The following is a 17,021-nucleotide window of genomic DNA, read 5'->3' on the forward strand; positions in this document are numbered from 1 at the left end:
AATAAAAATTACAATTTAATTAAAACAGTCAAACATCTCGATTTAAGACTTAAAAAAATAGCTAAAAATGCAATTAGCCAATAAATAAAAAAATAACCGCTAATAATAAACTAGCGGTTATTTCAAATATCATGGTTAAGCATTTAAGCTAATTAATTTACCATCTTGCTTAACAAAAGATTGATTAACATGAACGTCTTGACTATTTTTAACACATAGTGGCTCACTGACTACATTATCAATAATAACGTTATTAAACAAAACACTTTGGGCGTTCTCAATAAAGAATCCTTTGCCCGCTTCAGGTTTTACATCTTTAAACATATCGACTTCACCAGCTTGTGCATTTAATTGCATTGAAACCCGAATATTATCAAAAGAGATATTAGAAATTGGCGATTCAGGGATGCCATATAAAAAACCGGCGTAGGCACGAACATTTTTAGCAATAATGTTTGAGAAACTAATATTGTGACATGCCGGCGTTGATACATCGACAGGTAGAGCTTGTTTATTCCAGACAATTGGGTCATTCCCTTTAGGGCCACAATAATAGTAATAGTTCATCACAAACGCAGAGAGAACTTCGTCCATGACGATATTACTAAATGTGATGTCAGAAATAGTTCCACCTCGACCTCGTCGAGTTTTAAACCTTACTCCACGATCTGTTTTTTGGAATACACAATTGGTAATCGTAACATTACGAATACAACCACTCATTTCACTGCCAAGAACCACCGCACCATGACCATGAATCATATTACAATTAGTAATTAAAATATTTTCACATGGACTTTTTTCTGCTGTTTCTTCGGTACCAGCCTTTATCGCAATACAATCATCGCCAACATCAATATAACAATTAGAAATTCTCACATTACGACAAGATTCAGGATTAATTCCATCGGTATTAGGTGAATCAGCAGGGTTAAGAATCGAAATATTATCGACAACAACATTATTCGATTCCATTGGATGAACGGTCCAACTAGGTGATTGAGTCAGAAATACTTTCTCAATAGTCACTCGTTCACAAAAATCAAAACCAATTAAATAAGGTCGTGGATATTTGAGATTGCTTCGTTCATGACGGAATGTATGCCACCATTTTTGTCCATTACCATCGATCTTACCATTTCCGGTGATAACCACATTTTTGATATTATGTCCGTAAATACAAGGCATATACACATCTTGCTTAACCCCTTCCCAACGAGAATTAACCACTGGATAATCTTTTTCATCATCAGAAAATAATAAAGTTGCTCCTTGTTCAACAACTAAGGTTAAGTTACTACAAAGTCTGATTGCTCCAGTAAAATAGATACCAACTGGAATAACTAATGTTCCACCGCCTAATTGGTCAATATGTTGAATTGCTTTTTCAAACGCTAAGGTATTTATTGATTTTCCATCACCAATAGCACCAAAATCTGTTATAGAGAGAATCGTCATAAGTTTGTCCTAGATATTTTGGCAAATATACCCCATTTAATATGGCTTAAATATTTGCTATGTTACTTTAAACTTTAGGATCAGCACAGCTGATCCTGATTAAGAATTTATTTCGTTTTAGTCGTTTTTTGTTTGAAACCAATATTATTATTACCAAAACATTTTTCATAATTGATGCCAGATAATTCCTCAACCACTTTGCGAGTTTCAGGGCTAACATCTTTCATTTTGCCTCCTTGTCGGATACGGGCAACTTCATTAATAATGATAGAATGAGTAGCATGATCAAGTTTCATTCGCCATGCAAAGAATGCACCAATCAAAGCCATGCCAATAACACCATATAAAATAATGCCATTGATTGCATCAATCGCACTTTGTGGCTGAATATGAGATTTCGATTCAAAGCCATATGCACTTAATATCACGCCAAGAACAAACACAATTGAAGCTCTAACTAATTTACCCGCCATGGTCATCGCTCCAGCATAAACCCCTTCTCGACGTCTATTGGTTACAACCTCATCTACATCCGCCAAAAATACATATACACTCCAAGGAATATAGTAAACACCGCCGGTTCCTAAACCAAACCAAATGGTAATACCCACTACAAGCCAAGTAATATGCGGTAGATTAAAGTAATAGATACCAACATAACCAATCATTGATGAGACAACAATTAATAGAGCGATAATAAAAGGTTTTTTAAAGCCTTTTTTTGCACAATACATCATAAAAAAGGCAGTGGAAAATAACTGGCAAATACTACTTAATGAATTCATTGAAGCAACAAATGAACGTGGTTCACCGAGACTAAAAACAATGAAATAGGTAAATACCGCTGTAAATAACCATTCAGCACCAAAACCAAATAAATACATGCCTAAATGCGTTCTAAATGTTTTAATACGGAAGGTGGATAGAATATCAATAAACAGCTTTTTGATAGCCTCAAAAAAACTATGAACTGACTCATCTTTTACTTCATCTTTAGGTTTTTCCCAGCTATTACAATACAACAAAATTAACGCTAACATCATAATAGTTGCATAGGTGATTCCGGTTAATAAAAATGGGGTTGCCGATTCTTTACTATAAAAATAAAAAAATACACCGGGAATTGCCGCCCCCAAGAAGTTCGCTACTTTACCAAACATCGCTTTCGAACCAGTTAAATAAGTGCGCTCCGAAAAGTTAGAGGTCATTTCTACCGGTAATGTATTAAATGGAATCATAATACTGGTATAAATAATCTCAAATAAAATATATGTTATGAGGTAATAGCAAAATCCCATACCATCGATCCATAGCATAGGATAAATAACCATTAGAGGGATGCCAATTAAAATAAAGAATCGACGTCGTCCAAATCGTTGACCTATTTTAGTTTGATAAAAATTATCAGTAATAAAGCCCATCAATGGATTGAGTATGACATCAAGATAAGTGGCAATTGAAAAGATTAGTGCAGCTTGTACCACACTTAATCCACAAAAAGTGGTATAAAAATAGAGTAACCAAGCACCGCTAATCGCTAATGCTCCACTGCCTATTAAATTACCACTACCATATGAGAATCTTACTAACCATGTAATTTTATTCTCTTTTTTTTTGTTCATAAAAGATACCTATATTATTTTAAAAAAAAGGGTCCCCGCATTAAGTCCCGAAGGACTTAATGTCATAGGTATTAACTATTGAATTTATGCCTAGAGAGTTACGCCGCTTTTTAAGATGGCTAAATTCCTGAAATTATTGATTTCGTTTCGAGTTTTTTCGCCACTAGCGATCAAAGCAATATGCTCAATAAACTCTAGCAACAAAGATTGCATGGACACACCTTGTATAAGCTTACCGGCATTAAAATCGATCCAATTGGCTTTCTTGTCGGCCAATTGCGTATTAGTTGCAATTTTCACTGTTGGCACAATTCCACCATAAGGCGTACCTCTTCCTGTAGTGAAAAGAACCATGTGACATCCAGCAGCCGATAAAGCCCCAGTAGCTACAGCGTCATTACCTGGTGCACTTAGTAAATTCAGTCCATGTTTAGTTAACATTTGACCATATTTAAGGACATCTATAACTTCACTGCCGCCCGCTTTTTGGGTACATCCCAGAGACTTTTCTTCTAAGGTTGTAATCCCACCAGCCTTGTTACCAGGCGAAGGATTTTCATAGATAGGTTGATTATTTGAAATAAAATACTGTTTAAAGTCATTTATCATATCGACGGTTTTATCGAAAGTAGATTCATCAACACAATGTGACATCAAGATATTTTCAGCACCAAACATTTCTGGCACTTCCGTTAGTACACTAGTACCACCATGAGCAACAATATAGTCAGAAAAAAGACCGAGCATTGGATTGGCTGTAATGCCAGAAAAACCATCTGAACCACCGCACTCCAAACCAAATTTCAATTCACTTAAGCGCCCTATTTGGCGTTTATCTTGTTTCATAATCGCATAAAGATCTCTTAAGTGAACCAATGCAGCTTCCACTTCATCGGTTTCTTGCTGAGCAATTAAAAATCTAACTCGAGATTCATCATACTCACCTAAATCTGCCTTAAACTCAGAAACTTGGTTATTTTCACAACCAAGCCCTATTACCAATACAGCGCCCGCATTAGGATGTTTAACTAAATTTTGTAATATAGTTTTAGTATTTTGATGATCTTGTCCTAATTGAGAGCAACCATAAGGATGTTCAAGGACTGTAATACCGTCGATATCTAATTGATTATTTAACTCATCACAAAATTGTTTAACAATTTGTTCGGCGATACCATTAATACAAGTGACAGTTGGAATAATCCAAAGTTCATTACGGATACCTACTTCACCATTGTTACGTCGATAGATCTGCACTTCTTTATCAGCTATCTCATGTAACAGATCGTTTTTAGATAAACGAGGTTGATATTGATAATCATTAATATCACTTAAATTGGTTTTCAAATTATGTGAATGAATATGCTCACCAGCCTTAATAAAGCGAGTAGCGTGACCAATTGGTAAGCCATATTTAATAATATTTTCATTTTGCTCAATATCGTTAAGGGCAAATTTATGCCCTTGTTTAACTGGTTCTTTTAGGTCAATGACCAAACCATCTACGACAATATTTTCTTCATGTGCTTCTAAATCAGATAATGCTACCCCAACATTATCTTTATTATTAATTTTTATAAATTTAATCATTGAATCACTCATACTATTTGCTGCCAGCAATACATTTTTCAATTGCTTGACGCATACCATCGTCAATTATGATCGTTAAATACTGTGTTAATGTTTGTGCTAATTGTGGGATACTTAGTAGATCGTGCTGCCAATGGGCTATATCACCTAATACAACATGAACTAAATCTTCTAATGAACTTTTACCCTCAGCAATCGTTGTCCAACTACTATTAAAGCGTTGTAACCAAATTGCATCATCTTGTAATGGGTAACTTTGCTCATTACGCACTCCACGATAAAAAGCAATTAATGCCGCAAAAGAGAATACTAAATGTTTAGGTAATACCCCGTTCGCTTTTTGATAATTGATTAATTGAGGAAGAATACGGGTTTTAAACTTTGTCATACTATTTAAGGCAATCGACATTAGTTGATGTTCAATAAATGGATTTTTAAAACGGCTAATCACTGAGTCAGCAAAATCAACCAACTCTTGATGAGGTAGATCCAAAACAGGGATAATTTCATCGAAGATAGTCTCTTTTATATAAGATAAGATCTGTGCATCATTCATTGATTCACCAACAGTATCAATACCAGCTAAATAAGCAACTGGCACCAGAGCGGTATGTGCTCCATTTAAAATCGCCACTTTACGCTCTTTATATGGTTTAATATCATCAACAATTTTGATATTCATATCGCATTTATCAAGGCATAGCTTTTCTGCTAACCATTGTGGTCCTTGAATAACAAACAGATAAAAATATTCAGCTGAATCAATAAAGTTATCTTTATAACCTAATTCTGTTTCAAGTTCGGCAATTTGTGCTTTCGGATATCCAGGAACTATTCTATCGACTAAAGTTGAACAAAATAAATTATCATTCTCCAGCCAATCAACAAATTTGTCAGACAAGTTCCATTGATTAGCATACTTAAGTACTAATTGTTTGAGTGCATCACCGTTATAATCAATTAATTCACAAGGAATAATGATTAAACCACTCTCTTTACTACCAGCAAAATGAACAAATCTTTCATATAAAAAAGCGGTTAATTTAGCTGGATAACTAGTTGCAGGTTTATCGGTTAATTTGTCACTTTCAACATAACTAATTCCTGCTTCAGTCGTATTTGAAAAGATAAATTGAATATTTGGATCTTTTGCTAACTCAAGATACTCATCATATTGAGTATACACATTGATTTCATTATTCACTGAACGAATCAGTCTAAACTCTTTTACGGCTTCATTTTGTTCATTTAATCCACGAACTAATGTGGTATATAAACCATCTTGAATACTCAATGATGGTGGAAAATCAGTATTTAATGGACGCACCACAACCACACCGGCATCAAGATCAGTCTTCTCGTTAAGAATATCTAATTGCCAATCTAAAAATGCACGTAAAAAATTACCTTCACCAAACTGAACAACACGCGTTGTATATTTTGCTCCCGGAAAATCATTTCTATTTAATGTTTTCATTACTTTAACTCTTATTTAATTACTCTAATTACAACGACTTAATAATCTTAACTTAATTCAATGCCAAAATAGTTTTTAGCATTATCAAAACTAATATTTTTAACCATTTGTCCCAATAATTGGATATCACGAGGTGCTTCACCATCTTCAACCCAACGTCCAATCATGCGACATAAAATACGTCTAAAATATTCATGACGAGTATAAGATAAGAAGCTACGGCTATCAGTTAACATGCCAACAAAACGACTTAATAAGCCAAGTTGGGCAAGCTGTGTCATTTGACGAATCATGCCGTCTTTTTGATCATTAAACCACCAACCTGAACCAAATTGCATTTTTCCTTGAATACCTGCACCTTGGAAGTTACCAATCATCGTGCCTAGAATTTCATTATCAGAAGGATTTAAACAGTATAAAATCGTTTTAGGTAGCGCATCTTGTTTAGCTTGTGCATCTAATAATCGAGATAGAGGCTGGGCAATCGGTGAATCATTAATAGAATCGAATCCGACATCAGGCCCCATTAAATTAAACATTCTGGAATTATTATTACGTAATGCGCCAATATGGTATTGTTGAACCCATTGACGTTTGTTGTATTCAACACCTAAAAAGATAAGTACCGCAGTTTTAAATTGAGCAATTTCTTTAGCGTTCAAGGCTTGACCAGATAATCGTTTACTGAAAATAGTATCTAATTCTTTTTCTGTTGCTTCTTCATAAACCACTGTATCTAATGCATGATCGGAAATCTTACAGCCATGAGCAGCAAAATGGTCCATACGTTTTGATAAAGCTTGACAAAGAGTCTGGAAATTAGAAATTTCAAGATCGGCAACCATAGCTAGTTTTTGCATATAATCAGCAAAAAATTCAGAATCAATATTGAATGCTTTATCTGGACGCCAGCTTGGTAAAACTTTAACGTCAAATGAACTGTCTTGAGCAATAGTTTTATGATGCGTTAAATCATCGATTGGATCATCTGTCGTTCCTACCATTTTAACTTTCATTTTTTTCATAATACTGCGAGCTGAAAATTCCGGAGTGGCTAACATCTCATTACAACTATTCCAAATTTTCTCGGCGGTTGATGGTGATAATAAAATATTATCAATTCCGAAAGGACGACGAAGTTCTAAATGAGTCCAATGATATAAAGGGTTACCAATAGTATGAGGTACAGTTTCAGCCCAAGCTTGGAATTTTTCAAAATCATTAACATCAGTACCAGTACAGAATTTTTCAGCAACACCATTGGTACGCATTGCCCGCCATTTATAATGATCCCCTTTTAGCCATATGTCATACAAATTTTTAAATTGATAATCGTTGGCAATTTGTTCTGGTGGTAAATGGCAGTGATAATCAAAAATTGGTTGTTCAGCAGCATAATCATGATAAAGTTGACGAGAAAATTCAGTATCAAGCAAAAAGTTTTCAGTTAAAAAACTCATTTTATTCTCCAAAAAGCAGTGATTAACTAGTAGGTTTAGATGTCAATATTTTGTCTTATATTAACATATAAGACAACTTAAAAAGTTGACATACATCACAGAATTAGTTCATACCGTAATATATAAAGGGATATTTTTCATTAAAAGTTAGCTGACAAGTATGTTTATTTGAAAAAATTACAGCAATATTATTTAACTTAAAGCAATTAGATGTTATTTTAAAAGTCTGAGAAAACTTAAAGGATTTATGCCAACTTCACCATGACCCAAGAACAGAACGAATATCAACGACTTTATCAAGTCATCGCAACTGAACTTAAGAATCGAATTATTAATGGTATTTATCCAGTTGGCAGTAAATTACCTTCCGAAAGATTAATTTGTGAAGAGTTAAAAGTTAGCCGATCAGTTGTCAGAGAAGCCATTATCATGCTTGAAGTTGAAGGTTATGTTGATGCACGTAAAGGGTCTGGCATCCATGTAATTGCTAATAGTTTGCAAAATAATATTATTACTACCTCACAAGGTTTAAATTTTTCGACTACAGGCCCCTTTGAATTACTACAAGCTCGGCAACTTATTGAAAGTAATATCGCTGAATTTGCCGCCACTCAAATTACTAAAGATGATATTGTTAAACTTTTAGAAATTCAGCATAACGCCAAAAAAGAAGATCATCATCGAGATTCTGATTGGGATTTAAAATTCCATACTCAAATTGCAATGATTACCCGCAATACTGCTTTGATCACCATTGTTCAAGAAGCATGGCAGCAACGGACATTAAATCCTTTATGGAACAAACTTCATGAACATGTACAACAACAAGATATTGAAAGTTGGTGGGATGAACATGATAAAATTTTAGAAGCGTTAATTAATCGAGATCCCAAAGCAGCTAAATTAGCCATGTGGCAACATTTAGAAAATACAAAAAAAATGTTATTTGATGCAGCTAGCGAAGATTTCGAAACCAAACGCGATCACTACCTCTTTTCTGATAACCCAGTTATCAGTATTAATGAAATGGAGCATTGAGAGAGAGTAAATAGCCAATTTAACAGAAAAACTCAAAAATAGCTTAAAAGCAAATTAAAACACTTTGCATTAGTAGGCAAAGTGTATCAATTCGTGAATCGAAAAAAATTAGATATTGCTAAAATAATTAGCGTTGATCGTCAATTGTCACCCCAGCAGGTGGTGTAAACTTGAACTTATCCATCGCAACTTTGCCTAAAGTTTGACGAGATAAATCATAAAAGCTGCGCTGACCATCTTCTTCAATAATCGTAAAATTCGAAATCATGCCGGTTGGTAAAACCGAAATAACAAAATCTTGATTAGAGCCATCAGTCGGTTTTAAGGTAAAAGAATCTTGTTTACGTGTAACATTATAGGCATTCCAAATTGGATTATGGCTATCAGTAATTAGCAACATTAAACGATTATCTACCGCTTTTTTCAAACTCATTACACTCACTTGTTCAACGGCTGGAGTGTAGACCCACATATTAGTGCCATCAGAAATAATCGAAGTTTCATCAGGTTCAGTCATTGTCCAATTAAAATAATAGGGTCTTGTCACCCATAAATCACCTTTTCCTTGTTGAACTGGTTGCTTATCAGCTGTTTTGACATCTTGTGAAAATCGTGCATAAAATCCATCAATTTTAGCTAATCGTTCTTGTAACACCTCTTTATCGCCTGCCCATGCAGAAAGACTTGTAAGTAACCCAATTAACATTAAAAACTTCTTCATTACCAATCCTTATGTATTTTGTGTAATAAAATATATTCAATAATCATTTATTTTAATAACTAATTTAGTTCAAAATATTACCGTTTTTCCGTTAGCTGTGGAAGATATTTTCTTTTCTTTTTCACTATTATTAGTGAAGCGGTATATAATAACCATATTTTGTAATTACGGGTATATAGTACACCATGCCTAGTCTCTCTTTTGAATTTGGTTCAGATGAATTTAAACCTTTAGCTGCAAGGATGCGTCCACGCAATTTATCGGAATACATTGGTCAAAGCCAGCTACTGGGTAAAGATAAACCGCTACCCAAAGCTATTGAGGCGGGTCATCTGCACTCAATGATTTTGTGGGGACCGCCTGGTACAGGTAAAACCACCTTAGCAGAAATTATTGCCCATCATGCCAACGCTAAAGTTGAACGTATTTCAGCGGTTACTTCTGGTATAAAAGATATTCGAGAGGCAATAGAGAGGGCAAAAATAAACCAGCAATCTGGTGTTAGAACCATCTTATTTGTTGATGAAGTCCATCGTTTTAATAAAAGTCAACAAGATGCATTCCTACCTTATGTCGAAAATGGTACGGTAACCTTTATCGGCGCAACAACTGAAAACCCATCATTCGAATTAAATTCAGCACTCTTATCTCGTGCAAGAGTATATCTACTAAAATCACTGACCAATAATGATATTGAGCAAATTTTACAACAAGCTATGGATGATACTGATCGGGGTTATGGTAACTTAAATATCAAATTACCGGAACAAACTAAACAACAGATTGCCGAATTTGTTGGTGGTGATGCAAGGCGAGCACTAAATACACTTGAATTATTGGTCGATATGTCCGATGGCCAAGCCCTTACACCAGAATTACTAAAAGAAGTCATTGGCGAGCGTAGTGCAAGATTTGATAATCAAGGCGATCGTTTTTATGATCTGATATCCGCAGTACATAAATCAATTAGAGGCTCTGCACCTGATGCCGCACTTTATTGGTATGCCAGAATCATTTCGGCTGGTGGTGATCCACTCTATGTTGCCCGTCGATTATTAGCAATAGCTTCAGAAGATGTTGGTAATGCCGATCCAAGAGCAATGCAAGTAGCACTAGCTGCATGGGACTGTTTTACCCGAGTGGGGCCAGCTGAAGGCGAACGCGCTATCGCCCAAGCAATCGTTTATCTTGCTTGTGCACCAAAAAGTAATGCTGTTTATCTTGCATTTAACCAAGCAATGAAAGATGCAGCATCTCAGCCAGATTATGATGTACCAGAACATCTACGCAACGCACCAACCCAATTAATGAAGAATTTAGGTTATGGAGCTCAATATCGTTATGCCCATGATGAACCTAATGCCTTTGCTGCCGGTGAAAACTATTTTCCACCAGAAATGGCGGCAACTAAATACTATTATCCCAGCCAACGAGGGGCTGAAAAAAATTACGCTGAAAAATTAGCGTGGTTAGAAGATCAAAATAAAGCGAGTAGCATTCAACGCTATAAATCGAAATAAAATTAACATGTAATTTAATATATTTTACCAAATAAAATTGCATTGATTATTCGTCAAAACCTAAATTAGCAATAATCGAAGCGTATTAATCCACATAAAGAACAAACAACAATTAAAGTAGAATTGATAGAAATAAAAAACAAAAAATATTATTTAACAAAGTGTTAATGCAAAAAAAATCAATATTAATTTTAGAAATTAACAATCATTTACAATAAATCATTCGCTATAAACTATCGTTTAACCTATAATCATTCGTGAAATCTTGCACGCAAAAAAAGCCTTTCTAAGAAATAATTAAAGAAAAATGAAATATAGGAAATATACCGTGAGTTACTTAACGAGCAGTAGATATTTAGCACTATGGTTTTATTTAGTATTGTTATTCCAATCAATCCAGTCCTCAGAAGCTAGCCTTTCGCAAACGACGGTTAAAACGATAGTAGGATCACCACCACATTTATCACTACCGTTAGAGATGAATATGGACGATTTAGACTTATTTGGTTTAAAAGTCTACAATCAAAATTATTATGGTGAGGAGGTCGATCATTTACCTCTCATGAGTAACTATCCTTTCAAAGATAAAGTTGCAATTGCTCCAATGAAATATCCAAATGAAAATGAGTTCCATGATGCTGATGGTGATGAATTAATTGGATTTGAAGCAAACGGCAATATTAAAATGGAATGGTTTTATACCAATTCAAAAAATAAATTAGTTTCGTTTGTTCCAAAAGATAATGACACATTTTGTTCTTTAGCCAAAAAAAATATAAATGCTCCGTTCAAAGTAAAATTGACAGCTGATTCTTTATTATTAGTAACTACTCATGGGCATCCTGACTACTTTGTCTATCCTAATGACGATGTAACAACACCACCGTCAAAAACTTATACCATTATGGATGATGTCGGAATTTGTTATGCTAAACCAGAAATAAAACCAAAAGAATCCAAAGCTAATGGAATATCACAATGGGATCGAGATAATGGCTTTTTACCACAATCGAGAAATGATCCTAGCAAAAACTTTCCTACAACCGGTTTTTATGGTGCGCGATTTCAGTTAAATTTGACTAATGCACAATTGGCTAAAGATTATGAGTGGTCAATTAAACAAGGTAGTGAGTTGGTACAAGTTAACAAAGACGATAAAACTCAAGAGGTCACAGTGTCATTTGATATGCCAGATGCTAAAGATCCAGCAAAAGCTTGGCAATATATAATGGGATCTGGTGATGGATATACGGTTATTGTAGAAGGAAAAAATCCCCAAAAAAATACCACTATTCAATATTCATTTACCCTCGTTAAATGGTTTACCGGTTGGGATGAAAATAAAATTGGTGAACCTGGTGCCTCTGTTACAACGGGGCCTAAAGTGGATGAAAGCTGTAGCGCCTTAGCTGGTGGAGGAAAATATCGCATAAGTTATACTAACGAAGTGGTTAATTCCAGCTTACAGGCGGCTAAAGCTAAATATACTCGAGAGATAGGCACGCTTTTCAGTGAATGGGGAGACCCTAGTCAAAAAGCATACCCAAACTCTTGGGCGGCCAATGATAAACAAGATCTTAGACACAAAAGAATTTGGTTATATGATCCGGACCAAAAAAAATACTGTGATTTACATACTTATCAAGCAGTTTATCACTGTGTCGCTGAAAGTGATTTAAAAAATGGCTTATGCACAGCAGTAGCTGAATATAACTAGCAATTTTTGATACGACTGCTTAATAACTATTAACCAACTATCCAATAATAGTTTTTTATGATTTTGGATAATTAGTACTAACAAATAACTTATTAGTTTGCAATCTATTGGTGAAAATAACCTCAATAAGATGAAGGTTATTTATTGTTCATGTAATTATTATCACTAAATTGTATAAATTATCAAATATTGAAAGACAAAATCTTAAATATTGTTATTTATCAAATATATGTTAAAAACATGAATATTTATTTATAAGTAAAATAATGATTAGTTGTCTTTGAGATCGACTAAAGAGATTGTTTGCTTTATAATCAGCGCCACAAAAACATAAAAAAAATAAAAATATCATTTTATCAAATACTTATAAATTACTAAATTAGAATGATAAAACATGAATAAAAAGGAATTTAACAGTGAATCAAATTATCGAGATGTCTGTAAAGATAATATCGTCAATGCTACTTTTATTACTAGTATCTTCCTCTAGCTATGGTTCGCTCGATTCAAAAACCGTTGAAGCTATTCATGGTAATAAGCCATTATTATCAGCAAAATTAGAAAGTAATATGAAAGACTTTGATCTTTTTGGCCTAAATACCGATGGTAAGAACTATTACGGTGATGAAGTCAAAAAAATGCCATATTCAACAAGTTATCCATTTAAAAATAACATCAAAGTCGCTCCTATAAAACTTCCTGATAATAGCCAATTTGTTGATGAGGATGGTGATCAACTATCTGCAATCGATACCAGTAGTGCAATTACCATGAAATGGTATTATACCAATGCTAAAAATCAACTTATTGAATTTGAACCAGAAGATAGCGATACATTTTGCTCATTATCAGAAAAAGGGTGGTATGCGCCTTATAAGATCAAACTAGAAGCAGATGGTGTACTATTATATACTCAATATGGACTACCTAATTCAAATCAATACCCTAATGAAAACATTATTGATAGCCCATCTAAAATGTATACCTTATTGGAAGATAATGGATTTTGTTATGCACGACCTTCGTTACAACCAAATGAAGCCCAAAGTGGCAAAAAAAACCAATGGAATAAAAATTATGGTTTCTTAATTCAATCAAATACAGAATCAAGCAATTTTCCAACTACTGCTTTTTATGGTGCGCAATTTGACCTAACGCTTGCTCAAAAAGGCATGGCCGACCAATATGATTGGCAACTGTTAAAAGGGAAAGAACTTGTCAGTGAACCAATAATCAGTGCGAGCAACGACTTTGTCACACTAAGATTTGGTACTGATAATGCAAAAAATACCTTGATAGCTTGGAATTACATCATGGGTAACAATACCGGTTATGAAGTCATTTTAGAAGGCACTCATAAAACTAATGGTTACAAAATCCGTTATGGATTCACTATAACACAATGGTATTCTGGATGGGATCTAGCTACCATAGGAACGGGTGTTAGTTCAATAGGAAAAGCATTACAAATTGCCGAAGCATGTGAGCAGTTACCAGGTAATTATCGTATTGCTAATGCAGATGAACTGAGTAACGCAGATTTCAATGCAGGAAAAGAAGCAATATTTACTCGTGAAATAGGTTCATTAATGAGTGAATGGGGTTATCCAACACAAGAATCCTACCCAGACTCATGGGCTCCTGCATTAAAAGAAAATAATAAACGAAAAAGAATTTGGGTCTATGATCCGACAATGAACAAATTTTGTGACTTACATCCATATGATGGTAAATATCACTGCAAAAAAGAGAGCCAAGATAAAAATGGCTTATGTATAGCGGTCGATACTAATTAAATTTGTCATTTTATATTTAGAGCTCTATCTATTCATAGGTAGAGCTTATCATTGGCAATTTTTATTTTTCTTTGATAGCACCTATCATTATCGTTTTTACTATTAAAAACCAATTCAAAAAATATTATCCGTAATCATTGATTTTCGTTAATAAATTACCAATCACTGTTTATTAAGCATACTACATATAGTAATAAAATGATTAATAGGTACTATATATTGTATATTTTGACAATTATCAATTATCATACGCTCCATTAAAACATAAAAATGGATGATAAATGAATAATGAACAAATCAATGCTAGTAACTAAACGTGATGGAAAAAAAGAACCTATCGATCTTGATAAAATCCACAAAGTAATCACTTGGGCAGCGGAAGGATTAGATAATGTATCTGTTTCTCAAGTTGAATTACGTTCACATATTCAATTTTATGATGGTATTCGTACTTCGGACATTCATGAAACTATTATCCGTGCAGCAGCTGATCTTATCTCTCAAGATGCGCCTGATTATCAATATTTAGCAGCCCGTTTAGCTATCTTTCATTTACGTAAAAAAGCCTACAATCAATTTACACCTCCGTCACTTTATGAACATGTAAAAAAACTTGTTGCCAGCGAACGCTATGACAAACACCTTCTTGAAGATTATACTCAAGAAGAATTTGAACAAATGGATAAAATGATCGACCACTGGCGCGATATGAATTTTTCCTATGCAGCCGTCAAACAACTTGAAGGTAAATATTTGGTTCAAAATCGCGTAACCGGTGAAATTTATGAAAGTGCTCAATTCTTATATATCTTAGTTGCCGCGTGTTTATTTGCTAACTATCCAAAAGAGAGTCGTTTAGATTATATCAAACGTTTCTATGATGCCGTTTCGACATTTAAAATTTCATTGCCGACACCAATAATGGCTGGGGTTCGTACACCAACTCGCCAGTTTAGCTCGTGTGTATTAATTGAATGTGATGACAGCTTAGATTCTATCAATGCCACAGCTGGTGCGATTGTAAAATATGTTTCACAACGAGCTGGAATTGGTGTTAATGCGGGTCGTATACGAGCATTAGGTAGCTCCATTCGTGGTGGTGAAGCATTTCATACCGGCTGTATCCCTTTTTATAAATATTTCCAAACTGCAGTTAAATCATGTTCACAAGGTGGTGTTCGTGGTGGCGCAGCTACAGTATTTTATCCACTCTGGCATTTAGAAGTTGAAAGTTTATTAGTCCTACGTAATAACCGTGGCGTTGAAGAAAACCGAGTAAGACATTTAGATTATGGTGTACAAATCAATAAATTAATGTACCAACGTCTAATTAAAAATGAAAACATCTCTTTATTCAGTCCATCAGATGTGCCGGGTCTTTACGATGCTTTCTTTGCCGACCAAAACAAATTTGAAGCACTTTATCATCAATATGAACAAGATGTTAATATTCGTAAACGCGTAGTTAAAGCAGTTGAATTATTTTCATTATTAATGCAAGAACGAGCATCAACTGGCCGAATTTATATTCAAAATGTTGATCATTGTAATACTCATAGCCCATTTAATGCTCAACTGGCACCAGTACATCAATCCAATTTATGTATGGAAATTGCCCTACCAACTAAACCACTTAATAATGTTAATGATGATAAAGGTGAAATTGCACTTTGTACGTTATCTGCTTTTAATTTAGGTAAAATTGAATCTCTTGACGATTTTGAAGAGCTAGCTGATTTAACCGTTCGTGCACTAGACGCATTGCTTGATTATCAAGATTATCCGGTTCCGGCAGCTAAAACGTCATCAATAAACCGCCGCACATTAGGTATTGGTGTAATTAACTATGCCTATTATTTAGCTAAACATGGAGTTAAATATTCTGATGGTAGTGCCAATAACTTAACCCATCGCACATTTGAAGCAATGCAATATTATTTATTAAAAGCATCAAATAATTTAGCTAAAGAAAAAGGTGCCTGCCCACTATTTAGTGAAACAACCTATGCTCAAGGTATCTTACCTATCGATACTTATAAACAAGATATCGATACACTTACTAAAGAACCATTACATTATGATTGGGAATCTTTACGTCAATCAATCAAAACTTATGGTTTACGTAATTCTACTTTATCAGCATTGATGCCATCTGAAACTTCCTCACAAATATCAAATGCCACTAATGGTATTGAGCCACCACGAGGATATGTCAGCATAAAGGCGTCAAAAGATGGTATTTTAAAACAAGTGGTACCTGAATATAAAAAATTAAAAGATTTATATGAGTTACTTTGGCAAATCCCAAATAATACAGGTTATTTGCATTTAGTCGGTATTATGCAGAAGTTTATTGATCAATCAATTTCAGCCAATACTAATTATGATCCAACTAAATTCCCTAATGATAAAGTACCAATGAAACAGCTATTAGCTGATTTATTAACAGCTTATAAATATGGTGTAAAAACCCTTTATTATCATAATACACGAGATGGTGCTGAAGATATTCAAGGTGATATTGAAGTCTCATCAAGTGATGATGGTTGTGAAGGCGGAGCATGCAAAATTTAATTGTTCTGCTTAGCCCTAAAAATAAAAGTAGCGGATAACAACTGAGTT

Annotated in this window: 11 protein-coding genes; 5 read left to right on the forward strand and 6 right to left on the reverse strand. The window is 34.3% G+C overall.

The window, feature by feature from the left end; translation table 11 throughout:
* Positions 1–135 precede the first annotated feature (135 nt).
* From H3S74_RS10275 to uxaC, 5 genes are all read right to left on the reverse strand, one after another.
* Positions 136–1,458: a glycoside hydrolase family 28 protein gene (locus H3S74_RS10275; RefSeq protein WP_198247823.1), complete on the reverse strand. Its 1,323-nt coding sequence runs from the start codon at positions 1,456–1,458 to the stop codon at positions 136–138.
* 107 nt (positions 1,459–1,565) lie between these two features.
* Positions 1,566–3,080: an MFS transporter gene (locus tag H3S74_RS10280; RefSeq protein WP_198247824.1), complete on the reverse strand. Its 1,515-nt coding sequence runs from the start codon at positions 3,078–3,080 to the stop codon at positions 1,566–1,568.
* A 90-nt stretch (positions 3,081–3,170) separates the two neighbouring features.
* Positions 3,171–4,670, reverse strand: coding sequence for a UxaA family hydrolase (locus tag H3S74_RS10285; protein ID WP_232350160.1), 1,500 nt, complete (start codon positions 4,668–4,670; stop codon positions 3,171–3,173).
* A gap of 13 nt (positions 4,671–4,683) precedes the next feature.
* Complete coding sequence (locus H3S74_RS10290; protein ID WP_198247825.1) at positions 4,684–6,147, reverse strand: tagaturonate reductase; 1,464 nt, start codon at positions 6,145–6,147, stop codon at positions 4,684–4,686.
* Between the two features lie 47 nt (positions 6,148–6,194).
* A complete protein-coding gene (gene uxaC, locus H3S74_RS10295) occupies positions 6,195–7,607 on the reverse strand; it encodes a glucuronate isomerase (RefSeq protein WP_198247826.1) in 1,413 nt (470 codons plus the stop codon).
* A 261-nt stretch (positions 7,608–7,868) separates the two neighbouring features.
* Here uxaC and exuR point away from each other — a divergent pair, with 261 nt between their 5' ends.
* On the forward strand, positions 7,869–8,645 hold the full coding sequence (gene exuR, locus H3S74_RS10300) for a transcriptional regulator ExuR (protein ID WP_198247827.1): 777 nt from the start codon (positions 7,869–7,871) through the stop codon (positions 8,643–8,645).
* A gap of 127 nt (positions 8,646–8,772) precedes the next feature.
* Here exuR and lolA read toward each other — a convergent pair whose 3' ends face one another.
* Positions 8,773–9,366, reverse strand: coding sequence for an outer membrane lipoprotein chaperone LolA (lolA, locus tag H3S74_RS10305; RefSeq protein ID WP_110448482.1), 594 nt, complete (start codon positions 9,364–9,366; stop codon positions 8,773–8,775).
* 185 nt (positions 9,367–9,551) lie between these two features.
* On the opposite strand from lolA, the gene H3S74_RS10310 reads away from it, so the two are divergent.
* From H3S74_RS10310 to nrdA, 4 genes are all read left to right on the forward strand, one after another.
* Entirely contained in the window at positions 9,552–10,886 is a 1,335-nt protein-coding gene (locus H3S74_RS10310; RefSeq protein WP_198247828.1) for a replication-associated recombination protein A, read from the forward strand.
* 328 nt (positions 10,887–11,214) lie between these two features.
* A complete protein-coding gene (locus H3S74_RS10315) occupies positions 11,215–12,603 on the forward strand; it encodes a hypothetical protein (RefSeq protein ID WP_110448484.1) in 1,389 nt (462 codons plus the stop codon).
* A 416-nt stretch (positions 12,604–13,019) separates the two neighbouring features.
* On the forward strand, positions 13,020–14,399 hold the full coding sequence (locus tag H3S74_RS10320; RefSeq protein ID WP_146208346.1) for a hypothetical protein: 1,380 nt from the start codon (positions 13,020–13,022) through the stop codon (positions 14,397–14,399).
* 288 nt (positions 14,400–14,687) lie between these two features.
* Positions 14,688–16,973, forward strand: a complete 2,286-nt coding sequence (gene nrdA / locus H3S74_RS10325) for a class 1a ribonucleoside-diphosphate reductase subunit alpha (RefSeq protein ID WP_110448486.1) — start codon at positions 14,688–14,690, stop codon at positions 16,971–16,973.
* The last annotated feature ends 48 nt before the right edge of the window (positions 16,974–17,021 follow it).

The organism is Gilliamella sp. W8126, assembly GCF_016102185.1.
Taxonomy (GTDB): domain Bacteria; phylum Pseudomonadota; class Gammaproteobacteria; order Enterobacterales; family Orbaceae; genus Gilliamella; species Gilliamella apis_A.